Source organism: Paenibacillus pinihumi DSM 23905 = JCM 16419, from assembly GCF_000422505.1.
In the GTDB taxonomy this organism is placed as follows: domain Bacteria; phylum Bacillota; class Bacilli; order Paenibacillales; family Paenibacillaceae; genus Paenibacillus_D; species Paenibacillus_D pinihumi.
The window spans coordinates 91,981-110,613 of record NZ_KE383868.1; the positions used below are offsets into that span (position 1 = coordinate 91,981).

The following is an 18,633-nucleotide window of genomic DNA, read 5'->3' on the forward strand; positions in this document are numbered from 1 at the left end:
AAATACAGGCCTATGAAAATCAGGGATAGGGGTGTACGGATGTATGTATAAATCGGTATTAAAGACCAGCCAGGCACAGTCTTCGGGCAACGCTTCGCTGGCGCTATTCGTCTGGCCATTCGACTATACCTCTGCTGCGGAATTTGAGACGACACGAATCGTTCAGGATATCCCGGCCAAGCTTGTCCAGGAGCTGCAAAGAGCCGCTCATTTTTCTGATCAGGAGTTGTATTTGATTTTAATCGGGGCAGTTCAGGCCTTCTTCACGACTTTAACGGGCAGTGAATCGATTACGATATGCTCGCTGCCGATCCAATCTTCTGATGCGGAGGCGGGAGACGGAGGGCCGTTACCCGTACAGACGGAGGCAAGCCGGGCGGATTCCTTCGCCAGTGTTGCGGCTGAAGTGAGAAAGACCGTGTCCCGGATGACATTGTCCAAGGAAACCTCCGGCCAGCAGCAGCTTCCAATGGCGCGTGGCGGCAAGCCGCTTCCGCTGCTGGTCAGCATGGAAGGGGCCAGCAGCGCTGCGGATAAGTGGCAGAGCCAGCTTTCCTTTATCTTTGCCAGCCGGCAGGATGAGACCATGGAGCTGCAGCTCCATTACAATACGCATGCCTATGCCCCGGAGACGATAACCCGTCTGGCGGCGCAATTTGTCCGGTTCTGCCAGCAAATCATGGCGGACCCGAACATCTGTCTCGACGATGTCGACCTGCTGACAGAGGAGGAGCGGCATGAACTCCTTCGAGTATTTAATGCGACAGGGGCCGTATATCCGCTCAAGCCCGTGCATCATCTGTTCGAGGAACAGGTGATGCAAACTCCGGATGAGCCGGCTGTATCCGGCAGCGAGGGCGTATGGACTTACGCAGAGCTCAATGCCAGAGCCAACCGGGTGGCTCATTTTCTGATTGCCACGGGTGTGCGGTCAGAGCATCGGATTGGCATCATGGCCGGGCATTCTCTGGAGGCTGTGGCGGCATTGCTGGGCGTACTGAAGGCGGGGGCTGCCTATGTGCCGCTCGACCCCTCATATCCGGCCGAGCGTATCCGTTTCATTGCCGCTGACAGCAAAATGAAGCTGCTGCTTACGCAGGAGACATTTACCGATCGTGTCCCGGAGACAACTGCCTGGTTCACAATCACTGAGACGATGACGGAAGTAAACGAAAGCAATCCGGAGCTGAATGTCCAGCCTCATCATCTGATGTACCTGATCTACACTTCCGGTTCCACCGGACAACCCAAGGGTGTCATGGTCGAGCATAGCGGAGCAGTGAACTATCTGTGGTGGGCGCGCAAGCACTACACGGGGAATCACCCGCGCAGTTTTGCACTCTATTCCTCGCTGGCCTTTGACCTGACGGTGACGTCGATCTATGTGCCGCTGCTCACGGGTGGGCGCATCGTCGTCTATGCAGGGGAGGACAAGGGACAGCTGATGCCGCAGCTGCTGGCGGAGGATCAGGTGGATGTGCTGAAACTGACACCTACCCATCTGCGCCTGCTGCTTCTGGCGGGCCATGTGCCGCAGCGCCTGCGGACGCTGATCGTCGGCGGAGAAGCGCTGGATACGGCGCTTGCCAGACAGGTTCACGACCACTTTGACGGGCAGGTCACGATCTATAATGAATACGGCCCGACAGAGACGGTCGTCGGATGCATGATCCACGCCTTTGATCCGGCCCGTGACCTGAATAGCTCCGTCCCCATCGGCAGGCCGGCAGATAATGTGCGCGTCTATGTGCTGGATGAGCGTCTGCAGCCTGTACCAGGCGGAGCGACGGGCGAGCTGTATATTGCTGGAGACGGGGTAGCGCGCGGATACTGGGGGCAGGAGGAACGGACAGCCGAGCGGTTTCTGGAGGAACCGTTCACTCCGGAAGGACGAATGTACCGGACAGGAGATATCGCCAGACGTCTGGGTGACGGCAGTCTGGTCTATTTGGGCCGGAGTGATGAGCAGGTGAAGGTGCGGGGCTACCGCATCGAGACCGGAGAGATTGAAGCCTGTCTGGCAGAGCATGAAAACGTGCGTGAAGCGGCTGTAGTGGCGAAGCCGGATGGTGAATCAGGTCTTGCGCTGTGGGCGTACATTGCGGCGGACGGACAGGTGGAGCAGGAAGAGCTTCGGCATTATCTGCAGGAAAGGCTGCCTTCGTACATGATGCCATCCCATTTTGTGCTTTTGGACGGTCTGCCGGTGACCGCGAACGGGAAGACAGACCGCCGGGCACTGCTTGAGGATGATACGCAGACAATGGGGCAGGCGCATGAGGAGCCTTCGGGCGAACTGGAGATCCGGCTTGCGGAGATGTGGCAGCAGGTGCTGGGGCGTGAGCAGATCGGACGCGGTGACAGCTTCTTCGATTTGGGCGGCCATTCACTGAAGGCCATCCTGCTGTTATCCAAGGTGCAAAAAGAATTCAGCATTACGGTTCCGCTGCAAACGCTGTTCGACAGACCGACCATTAAAGGATTGGCAGCCTTCCTGTCTGCCGGTAGCGAGACAGACCCGGGGCAAGGAGCAGAAGATTCGGCGCATCAGGTCTTCTACAAAATATACTCACCAATCGAGCCGATAGAGAAGCGGCTGCATTACCCGGCTTCTTATGTGCAAAAGCGGATGTATGCCTTGAGTGCGCTTAAAGGGGCCGAAGTAACCTACAATGTGCCGCATGCGATGATTATCGAAGGTCCGCTTGATGCTGATCGGCTGCAGCAGGCGGCAAACAAGCTGATTCAGCGGCATGAAACTTTGCGGACCTCATTCGGGTGGGTCGAGGGCGGCCTGGTTCAGCGGGTTCATGATGATGCTGATCTGACCATTCCTTGCTCTGATGCGGAAGAAGGCGAGATTGGCTCCAGGCTGGCTGGCTTTATCCGGCCATTCGACCTGCAGCTGGCGCCATTATGGCGTCTGGAGCTGATCCGCACCGGAGCTGACCGGTATGTCCTGTTGTTTGATATGCACCATATTATAACGGATGGCGTATCCGTTGGCATTTTGATGAGTGAGCTGTCAGCGCTGTACGAAGGGGCGGAACTGCAGCCGCTGCGCATTCAATATAAAGACTTCACAGTGTGGCAGCGGGAGCAGATGCTCTCTACCCGGGGGCATGAGGCTTATTGGGCCGATTTATACAACGAAGGGGTTCCGCTGCTGAATTTGCCGACCGATTATCCTCGTCCATCCATACAGAGCTTTGCCGGACGAACCGTAACGTTCGAGGTGCCTGAGGATGTAGTCACTGCTTTGCACCGGATCAACACCGAAACTGGTACAACCATGTATATGATCCTGCTGGCAGCCTTTGGCGTCCTGTTAGGAAAGTATGCAGGCCAGGAGGATGTTGTTATCGGTACAACCAGCGCCGGGCGCAATCATGCGGATACGGAACATTTGATCGGCGCTTTTATCAATACATTGGCGCTGCGGACCCGGCCAGGCAGTGAGAAGACGTTTTTGGCCTTTGTAGACGAAGTAAAGCGGCATACATTAAGCGCATTCGATCATCAGGACTTCGCGTTTGACGAACTGGTCGACAGGCTGAAAATTCCGCGTGATATCAGCCGCAATCCGCTGTTTGATACGATGTTTGTCCTGCATAATCATGGCGGGGGCACCTCCCGGCTCACGCTTGGCAAAGAGACGTTAATCCACGAATTTGATGATATCCGGCATGAGCCGGCGAAGGTGGATCTGACACTCGTTGCTACCCTGCTGGAGAATCAGAAGATGTTGTGGAGCATCGAGTACCGGACCGACCTGTTCCGTAAGGAGACGGTAGAGCGGATGACCGCCAATTTTGTCCGGCTTTTGACCAGCATTGCCCTGCGGCCGCAGCAGCGTATTGGCGAGATTGACCTGCTGACACAGGAAGAGCGGCATGAGTCGCTAATATTATTTAATGCGACAGGAGCCGCATATCCCCAGACACCTGTGCACCAGCTCTTCGAGGAGCAGGTGTCGCAGAAGCCGAATGAGCCGGCGGTTGTATCCGTCAGTGAAGGCACATGGACATATGCAGAGCTGAACGCAAAGGCCAATAAGGTAGCGCGCTTCCTGATTGCTTCGGGTGTGCAGGCAGAGGACCGGATCGGTGTGATGGCTGAGCATTCTCTGGCGGCGGTGGCGGTCCTGCTGGGTGTATTGAAGGCTGGCGCTGCGTATGTGCCTCTTGATCCAACATATCCGGCCGATCGCATCAGGCATATTGCGGCTGACAGCAAAATGAAACTGCTGCTTACACAGAAGCCTTTGGCTTCGCGGATTCCGGAGACGACCGCCTGGTTCTCCATTGATGGGGCGATGGCTGAAGGCGACGAGAGCAATCCGGAGCTGAATGTCCAGCCTCATCATCTGATGTATCTGATCTACACCTCCGGTTCCACTGGACAGCCCAAGGGTGTCATGGTTGAACACAGAGGAGCGGTAAACTATTTATGGTGGGCGCGCAAGCAGTATGCCCGGGAGCAGCCAAGCAGTTTTGCACTTTATTCCTCGCTGGCCTTTGACCTGACAGTGACGTCAATCTATGTTCCGCTGCTCACAGGCGGCCGCATCGTCGTCTGCGCGGGCGAGGACAAGGGGCAGTTGATGCCGCAGATGCTGGCGGAGGATCAGGTGGATGTGCTGAAGCTGACGCCAACTCATCTGCGCCTGCTGCTGCTGGCGGATCGTGTGCCGCAGCGCCTGCGGACGCTGATCGTCGGCGGAGAGGCGCTGGATACGGCGCTTGCCAGACAGGTTCACGACCACTTTGACGGGCAGGTCACAATCTACAATGAGTATGGTCCGACAGAGACAGTCGTCGGCTGTATGATTCATGCCTTTGATCCAAATTTGGACGTATCCAGCTCTGTTCCGATTGGGCGTCCGGCAGATAATGTGCGGATCTATGTGCTGGATGAACTTCTGCAGCCTGTGCCGAGCGGAGCTGCGGGCGAGCTGTACATCGCTGGAGATGGTGTGGCGCGAGGCTACTGGGGGCAGGAGGAACGGACAGCAGAGCGCTTTCTGAAGGAACCCTTCACACCGGAAGGGCGCATGTACCGGACAGGTGATATCGCCAGGCGTCTCGCAGACGGCAATCTGATCTATTTGGGACGGAGCGATGAGCAGGTGAAGGTGCGGGGATACCGCATCGAAATCGGCGAAATTGTGGCATGCCTGGCAGAGAATGATGCCGTTCGTGAAGCGGTTGTGCTGGCCAAGCCGGATGGCGATTCAGGCGTTGATCTGTGGGCATATATTGCCGTGGAGGACAGAGTAGGACAGGAGGCAATACGACACCATCTGCTGGAAAGGCTGCCGGAATATATGGTGCCATCCCATCTGGTGCTCCTGGATCGTCTGCCGGTGACCCCGAACGGAAAGACCGACCGCCGGGCATTGCTGGAAGACGAGAAATGGGCAGTCAACAATGCGCATGAGGACCCGGCAGGCGAGCTGGAAATCCGGCTGGCAGAGCTGTGGCAGCAGGTGCTGCTGAGTGAGCGGATAGGCCGCCATGACAGCTTCTTCAGCCTGGGCGGCCATTCATTGAAGGCGATCATGCTGCTATCCAAGGTGCAGAAGGAATTCGGCATTACGGTTCCGCTGCAGGTGCTGTTTGATACACCAACCATTCAAGGACTGGCTGCTTTCATGAGTGCAAGTGTGAAAACCGGGGAAGATCAGGCTGAAGCTCCGCTTGAGGAGGGCTCGGGAGCCAAGGGTGACAGCGCCTTCCAATGGATTGAACCAGCCGGGAAAAGAGCGTACTATCCGGCTTCCTATTCGCAAAAGCGGCTCTACGTATTAAACCATCTTGCGGAGGTCACTTACAATGTGCCTGATGTGATGCTTATTCGCGGGGCCCTGGACGTAGAGCGTCTGAAATGGGCGGTGCAGGAGCTGGTGAACCGGCATGAGACATTGCGGACCTCATTCGGATGGATCGACGGCGAACTGGTACAGCGGGTCCATGAGAATGTGACGTTGGACATTCCTTATTCCGAGCAGAGTGAAGATGAAATTGATGAGCAGATCAAGGCGTTTGTCCGGCCGTTTGATCTGAGTACGGCCCCTCTGCTGCGCATTGAACTGGTGAAGCTTGGCGAGGACCGCCATTTGATCTTCTCGGATATGCATCATATCATTACCGATGGTGTATCCGTCGAAATATTCTTTGAGGAGCTTATGGCGCTCTGTGCAGGCAAGCCGCTTGCTCCGCTGCGCATTCAATACAAGGATTTTTCTGTCTGGCAGACATCAGGTGAAGGAGCAGAGCGGAAGCAGGAGCATGAAAAGCACTGGCTGGACGTTTTCTCCGGAGGAACACCGCTGCTTAATCTTCCGACAGATTACAATCGCCCGTCCATTCAAAGCTTCAGAGGAGGCAGGGTCGATTTTGAGATTCCCAAGCCGGTAACGGAACAGTTGTTCAAAATAAGCAAGGAAAGCGGTACGACACTGTATATGATTTTGCTGGCGGTCTATAATGTGCTGCTGTCCAAGTATACAAGCCAGGATGATATTGTAGTCGGAACTACAATTGCCGGGCGGAATCACGCGGATACGGAGCAATTAATCGGCGCCTTCATCAATACGCTTGCCCTGCGCAACAGGCCGATGGGAGAGATGACCTTCTCGGCATTCATGAATGAGGTAAAGAGCAATGCGCTGAAAGCCTATGAGCATCAGGACTATGCCTTTGAAGAACTGGTAGACCGCCTCAAAACAAGGCGTGATGTCAGCCGCAATCCGTTATTTGATACGATGTTCGTCCTGCACAATCATGGCACAGGAGAATTGGTCAAGGAGCTGGGCCCCGGTGTCCGTTTGCTGCCTTACGGCGGATTCCAGCATCGGGTGGCCAAATTTGATTTGACGCTCGTTGTCACGCTGCGGGAAGATGAGCAGCTGTTTTGGAGCCTGGAATACTGCGCCGATTTATTCAAGCATGATACGATTCAGCGTATGGCGGATCATTTTATCCGGCTGCTGCGTATTGTGACGGAGGCTCCGGAGAGGACGATTCATGAGATTGACATGATGCTTGAGGATGAGCGTGAGCTGATTGTCCACAAGTTTAATGAAACGACGGCCAAGTTCTCTGAGCAGGATACGGTAGTTAGCCTGATCGATGAGCAGGCATGGATGTCTGCGGATTCTACTGCGGTCATCGCGCCGGACGGGGAATTGACCTATCAGCAGCTGATCGAGCAGTCGGAGAAGCTGGCGGTCAGACTGGCAGCAAGGGGAGTCCGTCCAGGAGACAAGGTAGTGCTCGCTGTCGAGCGGTCGAAGGATATGATCATCGGGCTGCTTGGAATTCTCAAAGCCGGTGCTGTCTATGTGCCTGTCGATCCGCATTTTCCGAAGAAGCGCATTGATTTCATCCTGGAGGACAGTGCGTGCACCCAGGTGCTGACCCATTCGCACTACGGGCTTGGAAGCGGTGAGCCGGACCGGATTTTGCTGATGGATCAGCTGGAGGTTGATGCTGCCGAAGTACCGGAGACAATCGTGAACATGGCCGAGCCGCAGGAACTGTGCTATATTCTGTATACTTCAGGGACAACCGGACTTCCAAAAGGGGTTGCGATTGAACACCGCTCACTTGTCAACCGGCTTCATTGGATGCAGAAGACTTATCCGGTCGGCCGGGGCGACACGCTGCTCCAGAAAACACCGTTTACCTTCGATGTCTCGATTTGGGAGCTGCTGTGGGGACTGATTCAGGGAGCCAAGGTTGTATTTCTGGAGCCGGGGCGCGAACGCGAGCCGAAGGCTATCATCGAGGCTGTGGAGACCCATCAGGTGTCGGTTATTCATTTTGTGCCGTCCATGCTGAATGCCTTCCTGGAATATGCGAATGTGCATACCCAGATTGAACGCCTGTCATCTCTGAATTATGTATTTTCCAGCGGGGAAGTGCTCAAGCCGTATTATGCGGATAAGTTTTATACCTATATGGAAGAGCTGCCCGCGAAGCTTGTGAATCTGTTCGGTCCTACGGAAACAACCATTGATTCCACATTCTATGAATGTCCGCGGGAGACCGCAGGACCGGTTGTTCCAATCGGCCGTCCCATCGATAATACGACGGCCTACGTCCTGCGGGACGGCAGACCTCAGCCGATTGGCGTCACAGGGGAACTGTATATCGGCGGCGTTGGCGTTGCCCGCGGCTATGTGGGCAGGGAGGATTTGAACGGGGAGAGCTTCATTCCCAATCCATTCATTCCAAATGACCGGATCTATAAGACAGGAGATCTGGCCCGCTGGCGCGCCGACGGATGTCTTGAATATATGGGACGCGCAGATGACCAGATCAAGGTACGGGGATACCGGATTGAGCCGGCTGAGATTGAGACAGGCTTGTGCAATATTCATTTTATTGAAGAGGCTGTTGTCCTGTCGAAGGATGAACGACTGATCGCTTATATTGTGGCAGATATGGAAAGGGATACGGCCATTATCAAAACCATTTTGTCTTTCCACCTGCCGGAGTTTATGATCCCGGATCAATTCGTATTCGTAGATTCAATCCCGCTTACCGCAAATGGAAAAGCGGATAAGCAGAGCCTGCTGCAGATGGGGCTTGCTGTCGAGCAAAGAAAGGAGTATGAGGCGCCGGAAACCGAGCTGGAAAAGACGCTTGTGCTGGTCTGGCAAAGTGTACTTGGCATCTCGCCGATCGGGGTAACCGATAACTTCTTTGAGGTTGGCGGTACATCCATACAGGCTGTGCTGCTGGAGGTAGAGCTGGAGCAGCAGAATATTTCCTCGGAGGATCTGATCGTATTCAGGTACAATACCATCCGGGAAATGGCCAACTATTTGAGCAGCCGTGCCGAGCTGCAGGATGAACCGGATTGAATTTAGCTTTCGGCCCCGCGCGCAAGGGCGGGGCCGGCATGCTTTGGGAAGCGGAAGAAGGGAGGCCGGTTCGTGCAAGAGAAAATAAAGCTTCGGGCGCAAAGACGCCAGGCTTTTCATGCATTAGGCCGTTTATGGCAGAAATCGAAAGCTTACTGGGGCTGGTATACCGGAATTGTGGCGCTGACTACTGTACTGTCGTTCGTCATCGTTGCCAACGCCGAACTGATGCGGCGCATTGTGAATGCCGTGATGGAGCGGGATACCGCTCTGTTAATGACATCAATTCTGTTCATGGTAGGGGTGCTTCTGGTAGAAACGGCAGGGAGTTTTGCCAGCACCTATCTGAATACCGGGCTACAGAACAGGTCAACGCTGGGACTTCAGAAGAGCCTGCTTGGAAAAATGCTCCGGCTTCGCTCCAAAGAATTGTCCAATTACCATACCGGGGACTTGCTCTCCCGGATTAACGATGCTTCCCCGGACGCCCAATCGGCCATTAATGGCAAATTAATTCAACTGCTCGGCAATGTGCTGCAGCTCGGATTTCTGCTGACCTATCTGTCGATTGTCAATATTGGACTTACGATTGGCTGCCTGCTGATTACGCTCGTCATTCCGCTGCTGGCAACACCGATGTCCCGGCCCATGCGCGCAACGTATACTTCACGTCAGGAAGCAAGGGCTATGCAGGACGCATTCCTGATGGACAGCATGCAGGGAATGGAGGTTATTAAGAGCTACGGGGCCGGTAAAAGAATGGCGGAACGCTTCAAGGCGAAATGGGAAGGTTATTTGAGGCATCACCTGAAGGCGCTTGCACTTGAAGCGGTGTTTTACAGGGTCAATATCTTCGTGTACGTGCTGGGCCTGATGTACATATTGGGCTATGGCGGCTATTTAATTACCCAGGGCAGGCTGGACGTGGGAGCGCTCGCCGCATTTCTGGTTGCCTTCGAGCGGCTGTCCGGGCCGATTTCAAACCTGTCCTCCATATGGCCGCAGCTTCAGGGGGCAGTATCCAGCGCCCTGCGCGTATTTGAAATTACGGATTTGCCGGAGGAACAGGAAGGCAAGAGTCCGGGGAGTGAAGCGAAGAAGCGCCCGGATGGCGACATCGAATTTAACCGCGTGACCTTCCGGTATCAGCAAGATAGCGAGCCAGCGTTGCGGGAGGCCGCCTTTATAATTAAATCCGGGCAGATGACAGCGATCGTCGGAGAAAGCGGATCTGGCAAAACGACTATCGCAAGCCTGCTTCTCGGACTTCAGACCCCTGAATCCGGAAGTGTCCGGATTGGCGGCCAGTCTCTGGCGGAAATGGATATGACAGCATGGCGGGAATCTGTATCGTATGTGTCCCAGGAGCCGTATTTGTTCTCCGGTACAATCGGTGACAATATCAGGCTTGGGAAGACGGATGCCCAAACGATGGATGTCATTGAAGCAGCGAAGCTGGCGAATTTGCATGACTGGATCTCACAGCTTCCTGAAGGCTATCATACCGCAATTGGAGAGCTGGGACTCACGCTGTCCGGCGGTGAACGCCAGCGGATCTCGATTGCCCGTGCCATGCTTCGAAAACCGAGGCTGCTAGTGCTGGACGAGCCAACGTCCGCCCTGGACAGTGAAAATGAACGGTTCGTGCAGGACGCGATAGAGAATGTAATGGCCGGCCGTACAGTCGTCGTCATTGCCCACCGGCTCTCCACAATACGAGGGGCGGATCATATTATCGTGATGCATGAGGGAAGCGTGGCCGAACAGGGCACCCATGATGAGCTGCTCTTGAGAGACAGCAGATACCGCAGCTTGTACACAGCGGCCAGTACGAGCCGAAAGGAGGAGACGGCATGAGCCTGCCGGGTGCGGAACGCAATATTTCTTCACGTTTCTGGGCTGTTATGAAATACGCCAAGCCTTATAAGGCGGCTTTCGTGCTGTCTGTCCTGCTGCTTGCTGCCGATATCGTCTATGATGTCGGGTACGCATGGGTACAGCAATGGTTTATCGATGCCGCGGGGGTGCGGGATACGGACAGGCTGCTCATGCTGACAGGCGTCTGCTTCGCCGCGGGCATTGCCATCATTATCTTTTTCATGCTGCAGTTCTACCTGCGCAATTCCGTCCAATCGTTCATGCAGCGGGATATGTCGGTTGATGTGTTCCGCAAAATAGCCTCTTTGCCATACCCGGCTGTGCTGAGATACCATTCAGGGGATCTCGTTTCGCGGGCAACCCGTGATGTTCAGCAGGCCAATGGCATGATCGCCAACATTGTCTATGAGTTGTCTTACAATGTGGCCCTCTTCGCCGTGGCCTTCGGCTATTTGGCTACAATCGATTGGAGGCTGGCATTGGTGGTCACCGCCTCTGCACCTGTCATATTCTTCATCGGGCGATTATTTGACAAGCGGCTGCGCACGATTGGACAAGTGCAGCAGCAGAAGGACGCGGAGGTTCGCGGACTGCTGCAGGAAACGATGCAGGGCATGTCCATTGTACGCTTGTTTCAGCTCGAAAACCTGTTCACCGGAAAATATGAACGCCGCCGGAAAGAGCAAAACAAGCTTCATATGCGTCAGGCGATGCTTCAGACGACGATGAATCAGTCTGTCTATGTGACTAATCAGCTGATTACGATTGCCTGTGCGTTCTTTACGGCTCATCTGGCTATTCAGGGCACATTGACCGCCGGACAAATTCTGGCGTTTCTCGTTCTGATCAACCGCGTACAGAGTCCGCTGCTCAGTGTCATTAATACCTGGGGCAATTTTCAGCAGGGACTTGGCGCGGGGGACCGATTGGCTGCGCTGGATGAGGAACCATCCGAAGCGGGCGGCAGAGTGCTGGCGGATGAGCAGACGACGCCTGGAAAATACCCAAATAGCAATATGGCTCAAAGGACAGAGGACCATGAAAGAGCAGAGGAGCCGATCCGGCTGCATAATGCGGCTGCTTCAGTCACGATTGATGGCAATGTCAGCAAGGTACTGATCTCTGATATCAGCTTGACGGTAAAGAAGGGGGAGTTCCTCGCCATTGTCGGGCCGAGCGGCGCCGGAAAGTCCAGCGCTCTACGTTTATGCAGCGGACTCATTGAGCCTTCATCAGGTGTTGTAGAAGTTCTGGGCTTGCCTGTTCAGGCTCATCTGGATGAAATTCGCCAGCGGACCAGTTATGTTCCGCAGACGCCATATTTGTTCACAGGTACAGTGCGCGAGAACTTGACCTTGGGCGTAGAAGATGCGACTGAGGAAGAGATGATCCAGGCGGCGCAAGCTGCGCTCGCGCATGAATTCATCCTGCAAATGGACGGCGGTTATGACGCGCTGATTGGCGAGCGGGGAGGAACACTGTCCGGTGGACAGAAGCAGCGGCTCGCACTTGCACGCGCCATTATACGGAGGCCGGAAATTCTGCTGCTGGATGAATCAACATCGGCACTGGATATGCGGACCGAACGCGAGGTGATTCATTCCCTGCTTGAAGCCCTCCCTGATGTGACGCTTATATTCGTCTCCCATCGGATGACTGCTATTGACCGGGCTGCCCGAATCATTGTTATGGAACAGGGCAGGCTTGTCGAGGAAGGAACACATGCGGAGCTAATGACAATGGACGGCTTATACTCCATGCTGTACCGGATACAGCAGGATCAGTCTGAGGCGGCAAGTACCGCAGAAAGCTAGATTCGTAGAGTAAGGTAAAGGCCGCATGTGGGTGATTCTTCTAATCGCTGTGTTGTTCTCGGATTTGCAACAAACCGCCCTTTCGCAGCCGGATACACCGGTTTAGCCAAAGGGCGGTTTTGAGTAGGAGAATTTTGTTTCATGGATTTGGCAGTTTTTAATCCCGCATTAAGCTCCACACGACTCCCGGATAATGAGCCTGGGCGTATGGTTGATCCGGATCATCTCCTCGGAGCCGTTGATCGCGCTAATAAGCTGGAGCACAGCCATCCGTCCCAGATATTCGTTATGCTGATCCAGAGAGGTGATGCGGGGAATGGCATACTCGGATTGCGGGAATTGATCGCAGCTTGCAATCGCAATATGCTCCGGGCATTGCAGGCCGCGGTCCTTCATCGCCCGGATTGCGCCGATGGCAACCATGTCATTCATGGCAATGATGGCGGTTGGCAGAGTATCTTGGGGCTCATCAAGCAATTGCCGCATCGCCTCGTAGCCGTCCGGTGCATAGTAATCTGATGGAATAATATGATTGTCCAAGGCTGTTCTCCCCAGTGCGCGCAGCTCCTGCTTGAACGCTTCGATCCGTGCAGTCGTAATGCGTATGCCCGGTTCGCCGCCGATGAATCCGATCCGTTCATGACCGAGCGCGATGAAATGATGGACAATAGAGGCGACGCCCTGCTTGAGGTCCCGCTCGACCACCAGACAATTACAGCCTTCAATCCGGGTGCCGACGATGACAACGGGAATCTGGCGGTGCAACTGATTAAGCGCCTGAATGTAGGAATCCGGGATATCCTCCTTGTCGATATGTCCGCCGAGGACAAGAACGCCGTCCACCTGCTTCTCCTGAATAATCCGGAAGTAATCCTCCTCCGACATCTTGCTCTGCTGCTTGCGGTTGCGTACAAACATCGTATTAAAAAGAAGGGTTGCATAGCCGCTCTGCATGGCAAAGCTCTGAACCTCCATAAATAATGAAGCAAAATAAGGATTCGTAATATCCGGCAGAATGACCCCGATATTCTGGCTTGTATGATTAACCATCCCTCTGGCAAATACACTGGGCGTGTAGTTATGCTCTGCGATGATTTGCTGAATTTTCTCCCGCTTCCCGGGAGAGACCGAAGGGCTGTTATTCAAAACCCGGGATACCGTGGAAACGGACACACCGCTTTTTCGGGCAATTTCAGAGATTGTAATTTTATTTTTCAATGTGACACATCCTTATTCGGATACTTGCATATGATCGATTTTGATTTTAACCGAAACCAGTGCATTATTCAACTATTTTTGGTATCGTTACCAAGCTTGATTGATCTTTTTCGATGGCAATCCCGATTCTATTAAAAGTATCATTTCCCCTCATTGACACAGGCATTATTTTTTGTTACCCTCATCTCAAAAGCGGTTTCATTATCCGAACATTTGGTATCGCTACCAAATGAAAGCGAAAGTTCTCACTATGCTTCAACAGCATAGCACAAATGCCGTCTTGCTCCATACATGCAATGATTCTACCGAAAATTTCATAGAAAGAGGTTATATGCATGAATGATGAAATATGGAAGGATATAAGACTTTCAGGTTATATTCATCGCCCGCTGCCATTGCTGGAGGACCGGTCGCTTGAACGTGCCCAGCAGCAATATGAGGTTCTGAATTCCAGCCAGTGGTTCGAGGGCAGCAAGGAGGAGGCTGGCTCTTGGGCTCATGCAGGGGTCGGAACATTGGGGACAGGAGAACAAGAGACAGTGCTGCTCAGCTCTCCGGCAATTATGCCGCATTGGCCTGAAGGGGCTCCTGCAGACGGGGATTATGTCAACTTCGGCAGCTCATGGATGATCCGGAAGCCTGACCGGGAAAATTGGGAGTCTTTTAACCGGATGGCTATTGAATTGAAGGCTGACTTCCATGGTGTGCCTAATGCCTATGTGATGATCAAGTTCCGCAATGAAGGGGTCATCCCGATTCCGGACATTTATGAGCGTGAAGGCGTACATGGCGTCAATCTGAAAAATCATGAATGGAATACGATTCATCTTAATATAGAAGAACTCCCGCGGGATGCGATTACAGAGATCGCCATCGGTTATTTTCTGAACGGAAAGGAGCGCGCCACCGGGGATGAAATGTCACTGCAACTTCGCAGCATCAAGCTGGAGCGTGTGGCTGAGCAGGAGGTATCCAAGGGCTGGCTGCCCAGACAAAAGGAGATTGTGTTCTCCCACAGCGGATACCGTCTCAACTCCTCCAAGAAGGCATTTGCTACCGGGCTGTCTGAGCAGAAATTTCAATTGAAAGGCGCGGAACGTGGCGACACAGTGTTCACGGGCGAGATTCGCCAGGCGGATACGAGTCTGGGCCGCTTTGAGATTATGGATTTTTCTCCTTTCAATCAGAGTGGACGCTACTATTTGCAGGTGGGGGATGCGATATCAGAGAGCTTTAATATCGGGCGTGCATCCAGTGTGTGGCAGTCATCGGTATGGAAATCATTGAATTTTATTTTTTGCGAGCGCTGCGGTTATCCGGTTCCGGGCATTCACGGCAGCTGTCATGCGGATATTGTTGCGGAGCACAAGGGAACGATCATTTCCTTTAACGGCGGATGGCATGATGCGGGTGATGTCTCGCAGCAGCTTATCCAGACGGCTGAGGTTGCCTGGGCGCTGTTCGAAATGGCGGAGCAGGTAAAAAATCAGGATGTCGATTTGTATCTCCGGTTGCTGGAGGAAGGGGAATGGGGACTGGATTTTATGCTCAAAACCCGCTTCGGCGACGGGTACAGGGCGACTAGCGCAGGCATTACCCGCTGGACGGACGGCAGAATCGGCAATATGGACGACGCGGCGGCCCGTGTTCATAATCAGGCGTATGAGAACTTCTACTGTGCAGGAATTGAAGCGTATATTCATGGAAGGCTCCCGAATGCCGCTTTGTCACGGAAGCTGCTGGAGGCGGCCAGGGAGGATTTCCAATATGCGATGGAGGAATTCGCCAAGCACGGGTTCGACCAGAAGCCGATCTTTTGGGAGCATACCTACCAGTCCTCCGAGAGCCTGTATATGGCGACCGCTTCCTGGGCGGCCTCAATGCTGTATGAGGCGACGGGGGATGAATGGTACGCGGAGAAAGCAGCCGAGTTTATCACGTATGTAACGAGATGTCAGGAGCTGGAAGGAATCCGGCTTGAAGATGGTTCGTCGCTGCGCGGATTTTTCTACCGTCACCCTGACAAACGTGTGGTCCAGCACTTCAATCATCAGTCGCGCGAGCATCTGTACCTGCTGGCTCTGACGGCTGCCCACCAGACGCAGAGCGGGCACCCGAAGGCCGAAAGCTGGCTGGAGTCAATCAAGGCATATGGTGAATATATCAAGAAGCTGGCTGCTTATACAGAGCCCTACCCGATGATTTCGAGCGGGGTCTACCATAAAGATGAGCATTTGGACGACCGCAGCTTCAATTACCAGCATCTGCTGACGGATGACCAGGCCAAGCAGGAATATGTCCAGCAGTTGGAGCAGGGCGTCAAGCTAAATGGGGACTTCTACCTGAAGCGTTTCCCGGTATGGTTCTCCTTCCGTGGCAATAATGCCATTGTGCTGTCTACGGGCAAGGCATCCTCGATTGCCGGCATATATTTGAAGGATCGCACCCTGATTGATATTGCGGAAGGGCAGCTCCAGTGGATTGTGGGCAAAAATCCGTTTGGCCAATCGCTCATGTATGGCGAGGGCTACCGTTATGCGCAGCAATATTCTGTGCTGTCCGGGGAAATGACCGGGGAAATTCCGGTCGGTATCCAGACGTTCCTGAATGAAGATGAGCCGTACTGGCCGCAGTTCAATAATGCCACTTACAAGGAAGTATGGACCGGCAACGCAGGGAAATGGCTGTCCATTGTAGCCGATTTGTATGCGATCGAAGCAAAGAGGTAAATGACCGCAATTGCGAGGGGAGCAAACAATGATGAAACCGACGATGATGACGTATATTCATGAAGAAGAAGCGATGTCGAACGAAATCTTATCGAGGTATCCAGAGCAGGTTCATGCATTTGCCGGGCTGGCACAGGACAAAAGCGATTGGCTTGTGCTGGCAACCGGGTCCAGCTACAATGCGGCCCTCAGCGCCAAATATTTCATTGAAAAATGGGCAGATGTGCGAATGGATGTGAGAGAGCCGTTTCACTTTACCTACTATGATAAAATCAGCCCGCATACCGACCTGGCGATCGGAATTTCCCAGAGCGGGCAAAGCACCTCCACAATCGGTGCGCTGAACCGGGTTCGCCAGCAGAGCGGCATCCGGACAGTCGCTATGTCCAGTGATCCGAACAGCGCCATATCAGAAGCAGCCGATATCACCATCGATATCGGATGCGGCAAAGAGCGGGTAGGCTACGTTACCAAGGGTTTTCTGGCGACTGTTCTGACCTTTATGCTGGCGGGCCTTCACCTTGCTGAGCTGAAGGGGAGGGCAACCAAGGACGAGGTCAGCCGTGTATTGAAGGAGTTTCAGTCGGCCATTGATGCAATTCCTCGCATTATCGCCAGGACAGAAACCTTTTACGAGCTTCATAAGGAAGCTTTTATCCATGCGCCCCGGTTTACGGCTGTTGGCTACGGTCCTGCTGTCGGTACCATCAAGGAAATGGAAACCAAGTTCTGTGAGACGATCCGTATGCCTACCCAAGGGATTGAGCTGGAGGCATTCATGCATGGCCCATACTTGGAAGTAAATCCGAACCATCGCATCTTTTTTGTGGAGACGGGCGGAGCGGTTAATGAACGACTGGAGCTGCTGCGTGATTACGAAAGCCGGATAACGGACTATACGTATACCGTGTCATTAGGCGCTGGGGCAAATGACCGAACTCTGGGGCTGGAGCTGGAAGTAGACGAGTATTTGGCGCCATTCAGCCTCATTATTCCGTTTCAAATATTGGCGCATCATATCGCCGGGGGCAGGGGGATTGACCTGACCAACCGGATTTACACGGATTTCGGTGTCTCCATGAAGAGCAAGACTCAGCCGGGCGATTACGCGTAAACATCGGATAAATAAACAGATGCAAGGAGCGGCGCATGTACAGGTGCGCTGCTTTTTGCTTAGAGCATTAGAATCATTCACTTTTCAAGTTCATCGACCTGAGTGAATGTATCAATTATTTAATCGGGAAGATCAAGAAAACAGTCCTGCTATGAAGCCTCACATAAATTAGTGATGTAAGTCATTCAGCTTTAATTTGATAGAATAAAAGTCGCTTTTATATCGTTCAAAGGAAATATGTCAGAGGGAGTGGAATATGCTTAGTTTACTATATTTGTTGTCATCACAATCCTATTGTGGCAATTTGGGAGCAATCACACGAAAAAGACTGAACACCTTTTTTCTAAGTATCCAGTCTTGGGGCATTAATTTACGGTGATGGCCTTTTCCCTAATTCAGTATCACGCTCTGAACTCTCATCCCACCGGTATCACATATCCTCTAATAACTCTCACGGGCTCTCTACTCCTCGCGGAACAAAAGTCGGACCATACTTTTCTCTCATTTTTTGTTGAGTATCGAGCGCCTCTTCATAAGAAGAACCAGAAACAATGAATAATGACAACTCCTTATTTTTACCCCAATTACTTACAATATTTATGTTTTTAAAAGAGTCATCAAACCAAAACATACTTAAAGTAACAAATTCTCCTTGATCTGAGGGTTTGTGGTAAACAAGATTCCCTAAATTGATCCCATTATTTTTATCAAGTACATAGGTATCGAGGGTATCATTCTCTTTAGTAAATTCTAAGCCATCAATCCTTACTGTGCCTTTGAATCTATGTTGTTTAAACAAAGGTCGCTTCAATGTTCCTGATACTCTTATTGAAGTATGCTTGATAGAAGAAGGGTCGTTCTCATAAAAACTTACAGCAGGGGAGACTAGATCCACCTTTTTAGGGAATGGATAGAAAAATAAAAAGAGTGTTGTTATTATTACTAAAAGAATTATCAAAGAAATTGTTACTTTAAATACATTGGATCTCATAAATTCACCTGTCTATC

Annotated in this window: 7 protein-coding genes; 5 read left to right on the top strand and 2 right to left on the bottom strand. The window is 52.9% G+C overall.

What is annotated here, in order from left to right; genetic code table 11:
• Positions 1-43: 43 nt before the first annotated feature.
• The 3 genes from H583_RS34580 (at position 44) to H583_RS0128060 (ending at position 12,564) form a co-directional block, all read left to right on the top strand.
• The gene (locus H583_RS34580) at positions 44-8,872 is read left to right on the top strand and encodes a non-ribosomal peptide synthetase (protein ID WP_051237157.1); all 8,829 of its coding nucleotides are present in this window, start codon (positions 44-46) and stop codon (positions 8,870-8,872) included.
• 72 nt (positions 8,873-8,944) lie between these two features.
• On the top strand, positions 8,945-10,729 hold the full coding sequence (locus H583_RS0128055; protein ID WP_028563381.1) for an ABC transporter ATP-binding protein: 1,785 nt from the start codon (positions 8,945-8,947) through the stop codon (positions 10,727-10,729).
• Positions 10,726-12,564, top strand: coding sequence for an ABC transporter ATP-binding protein (locus H583_RS0128060; protein WP_028563382.1), 1,839 nt, complete (start codon positions 10,726-10,728; stop codon positions 12,562-12,564). Before H583_RS0128055 ends, H583_RS0128060 begins: the two co-directional genes overlap by 4 nt.
• 168 nt (positions 12,565-12,732) lie before the next feature.
• Here the strand turns inward: H583_RS0128060 and H583_RS0128065 are convergent, their stop codons facing one another.
• Positions 12,733-13,782, bottom strand: coding sequence for a LacI family DNA-binding transcriptional regulator (locus H583_RS0128065; protein ID WP_028563383.1), 1,050 nt, complete (start codon positions 13,780-13,782; stop codon positions 12,733-12,735).
• A 335-nt stretch (positions 13,783-14,117) separates the two neighbouring features.
• On the opposite strand from H583_RS0128065, the gene H583_RS0128070 reads away from it, so the two are divergent.
• A complete protein-coding gene (locus H583_RS0128070; RefSeq protein WP_028563384.1) occupies positions 14,118-16,511 on the top strand; it encodes a glycoside hydrolase family 9 protein in 2,394 nt (797 codons plus the stop codon).
• Between the two features lie 31 nt (positions 16,512-16,542).
• Positions 16,543-17,625: an SIS domain-containing protein gene (locus H583_RS0128075; RefSeq protein WP_028563385.1), complete on the top strand. Its 1,083-nt coding sequence runs from the start codon at positions 16,543-16,545 to the stop codon at positions 17,623-17,625.
• A gap of 451 nt (positions 17,626-18,076) precedes the next feature.
• On the opposite strand, the gene H583_RS0128080 is transcribed toward H583_RS0128075, so the two are convergent.
• Positions 18,077-18,616 (bottom strand): hypothetical protein, encoded by a 540-nt coding sequence (locus H583_RS0128080; protein ID WP_028563386.1) that lies wholly within the window; start codon positions 18,614-18,616, stop codon positions 18,077-18,079.
• Between the last annotated feature and the right edge of the window lie 17 nt (positions 18,617-18,633).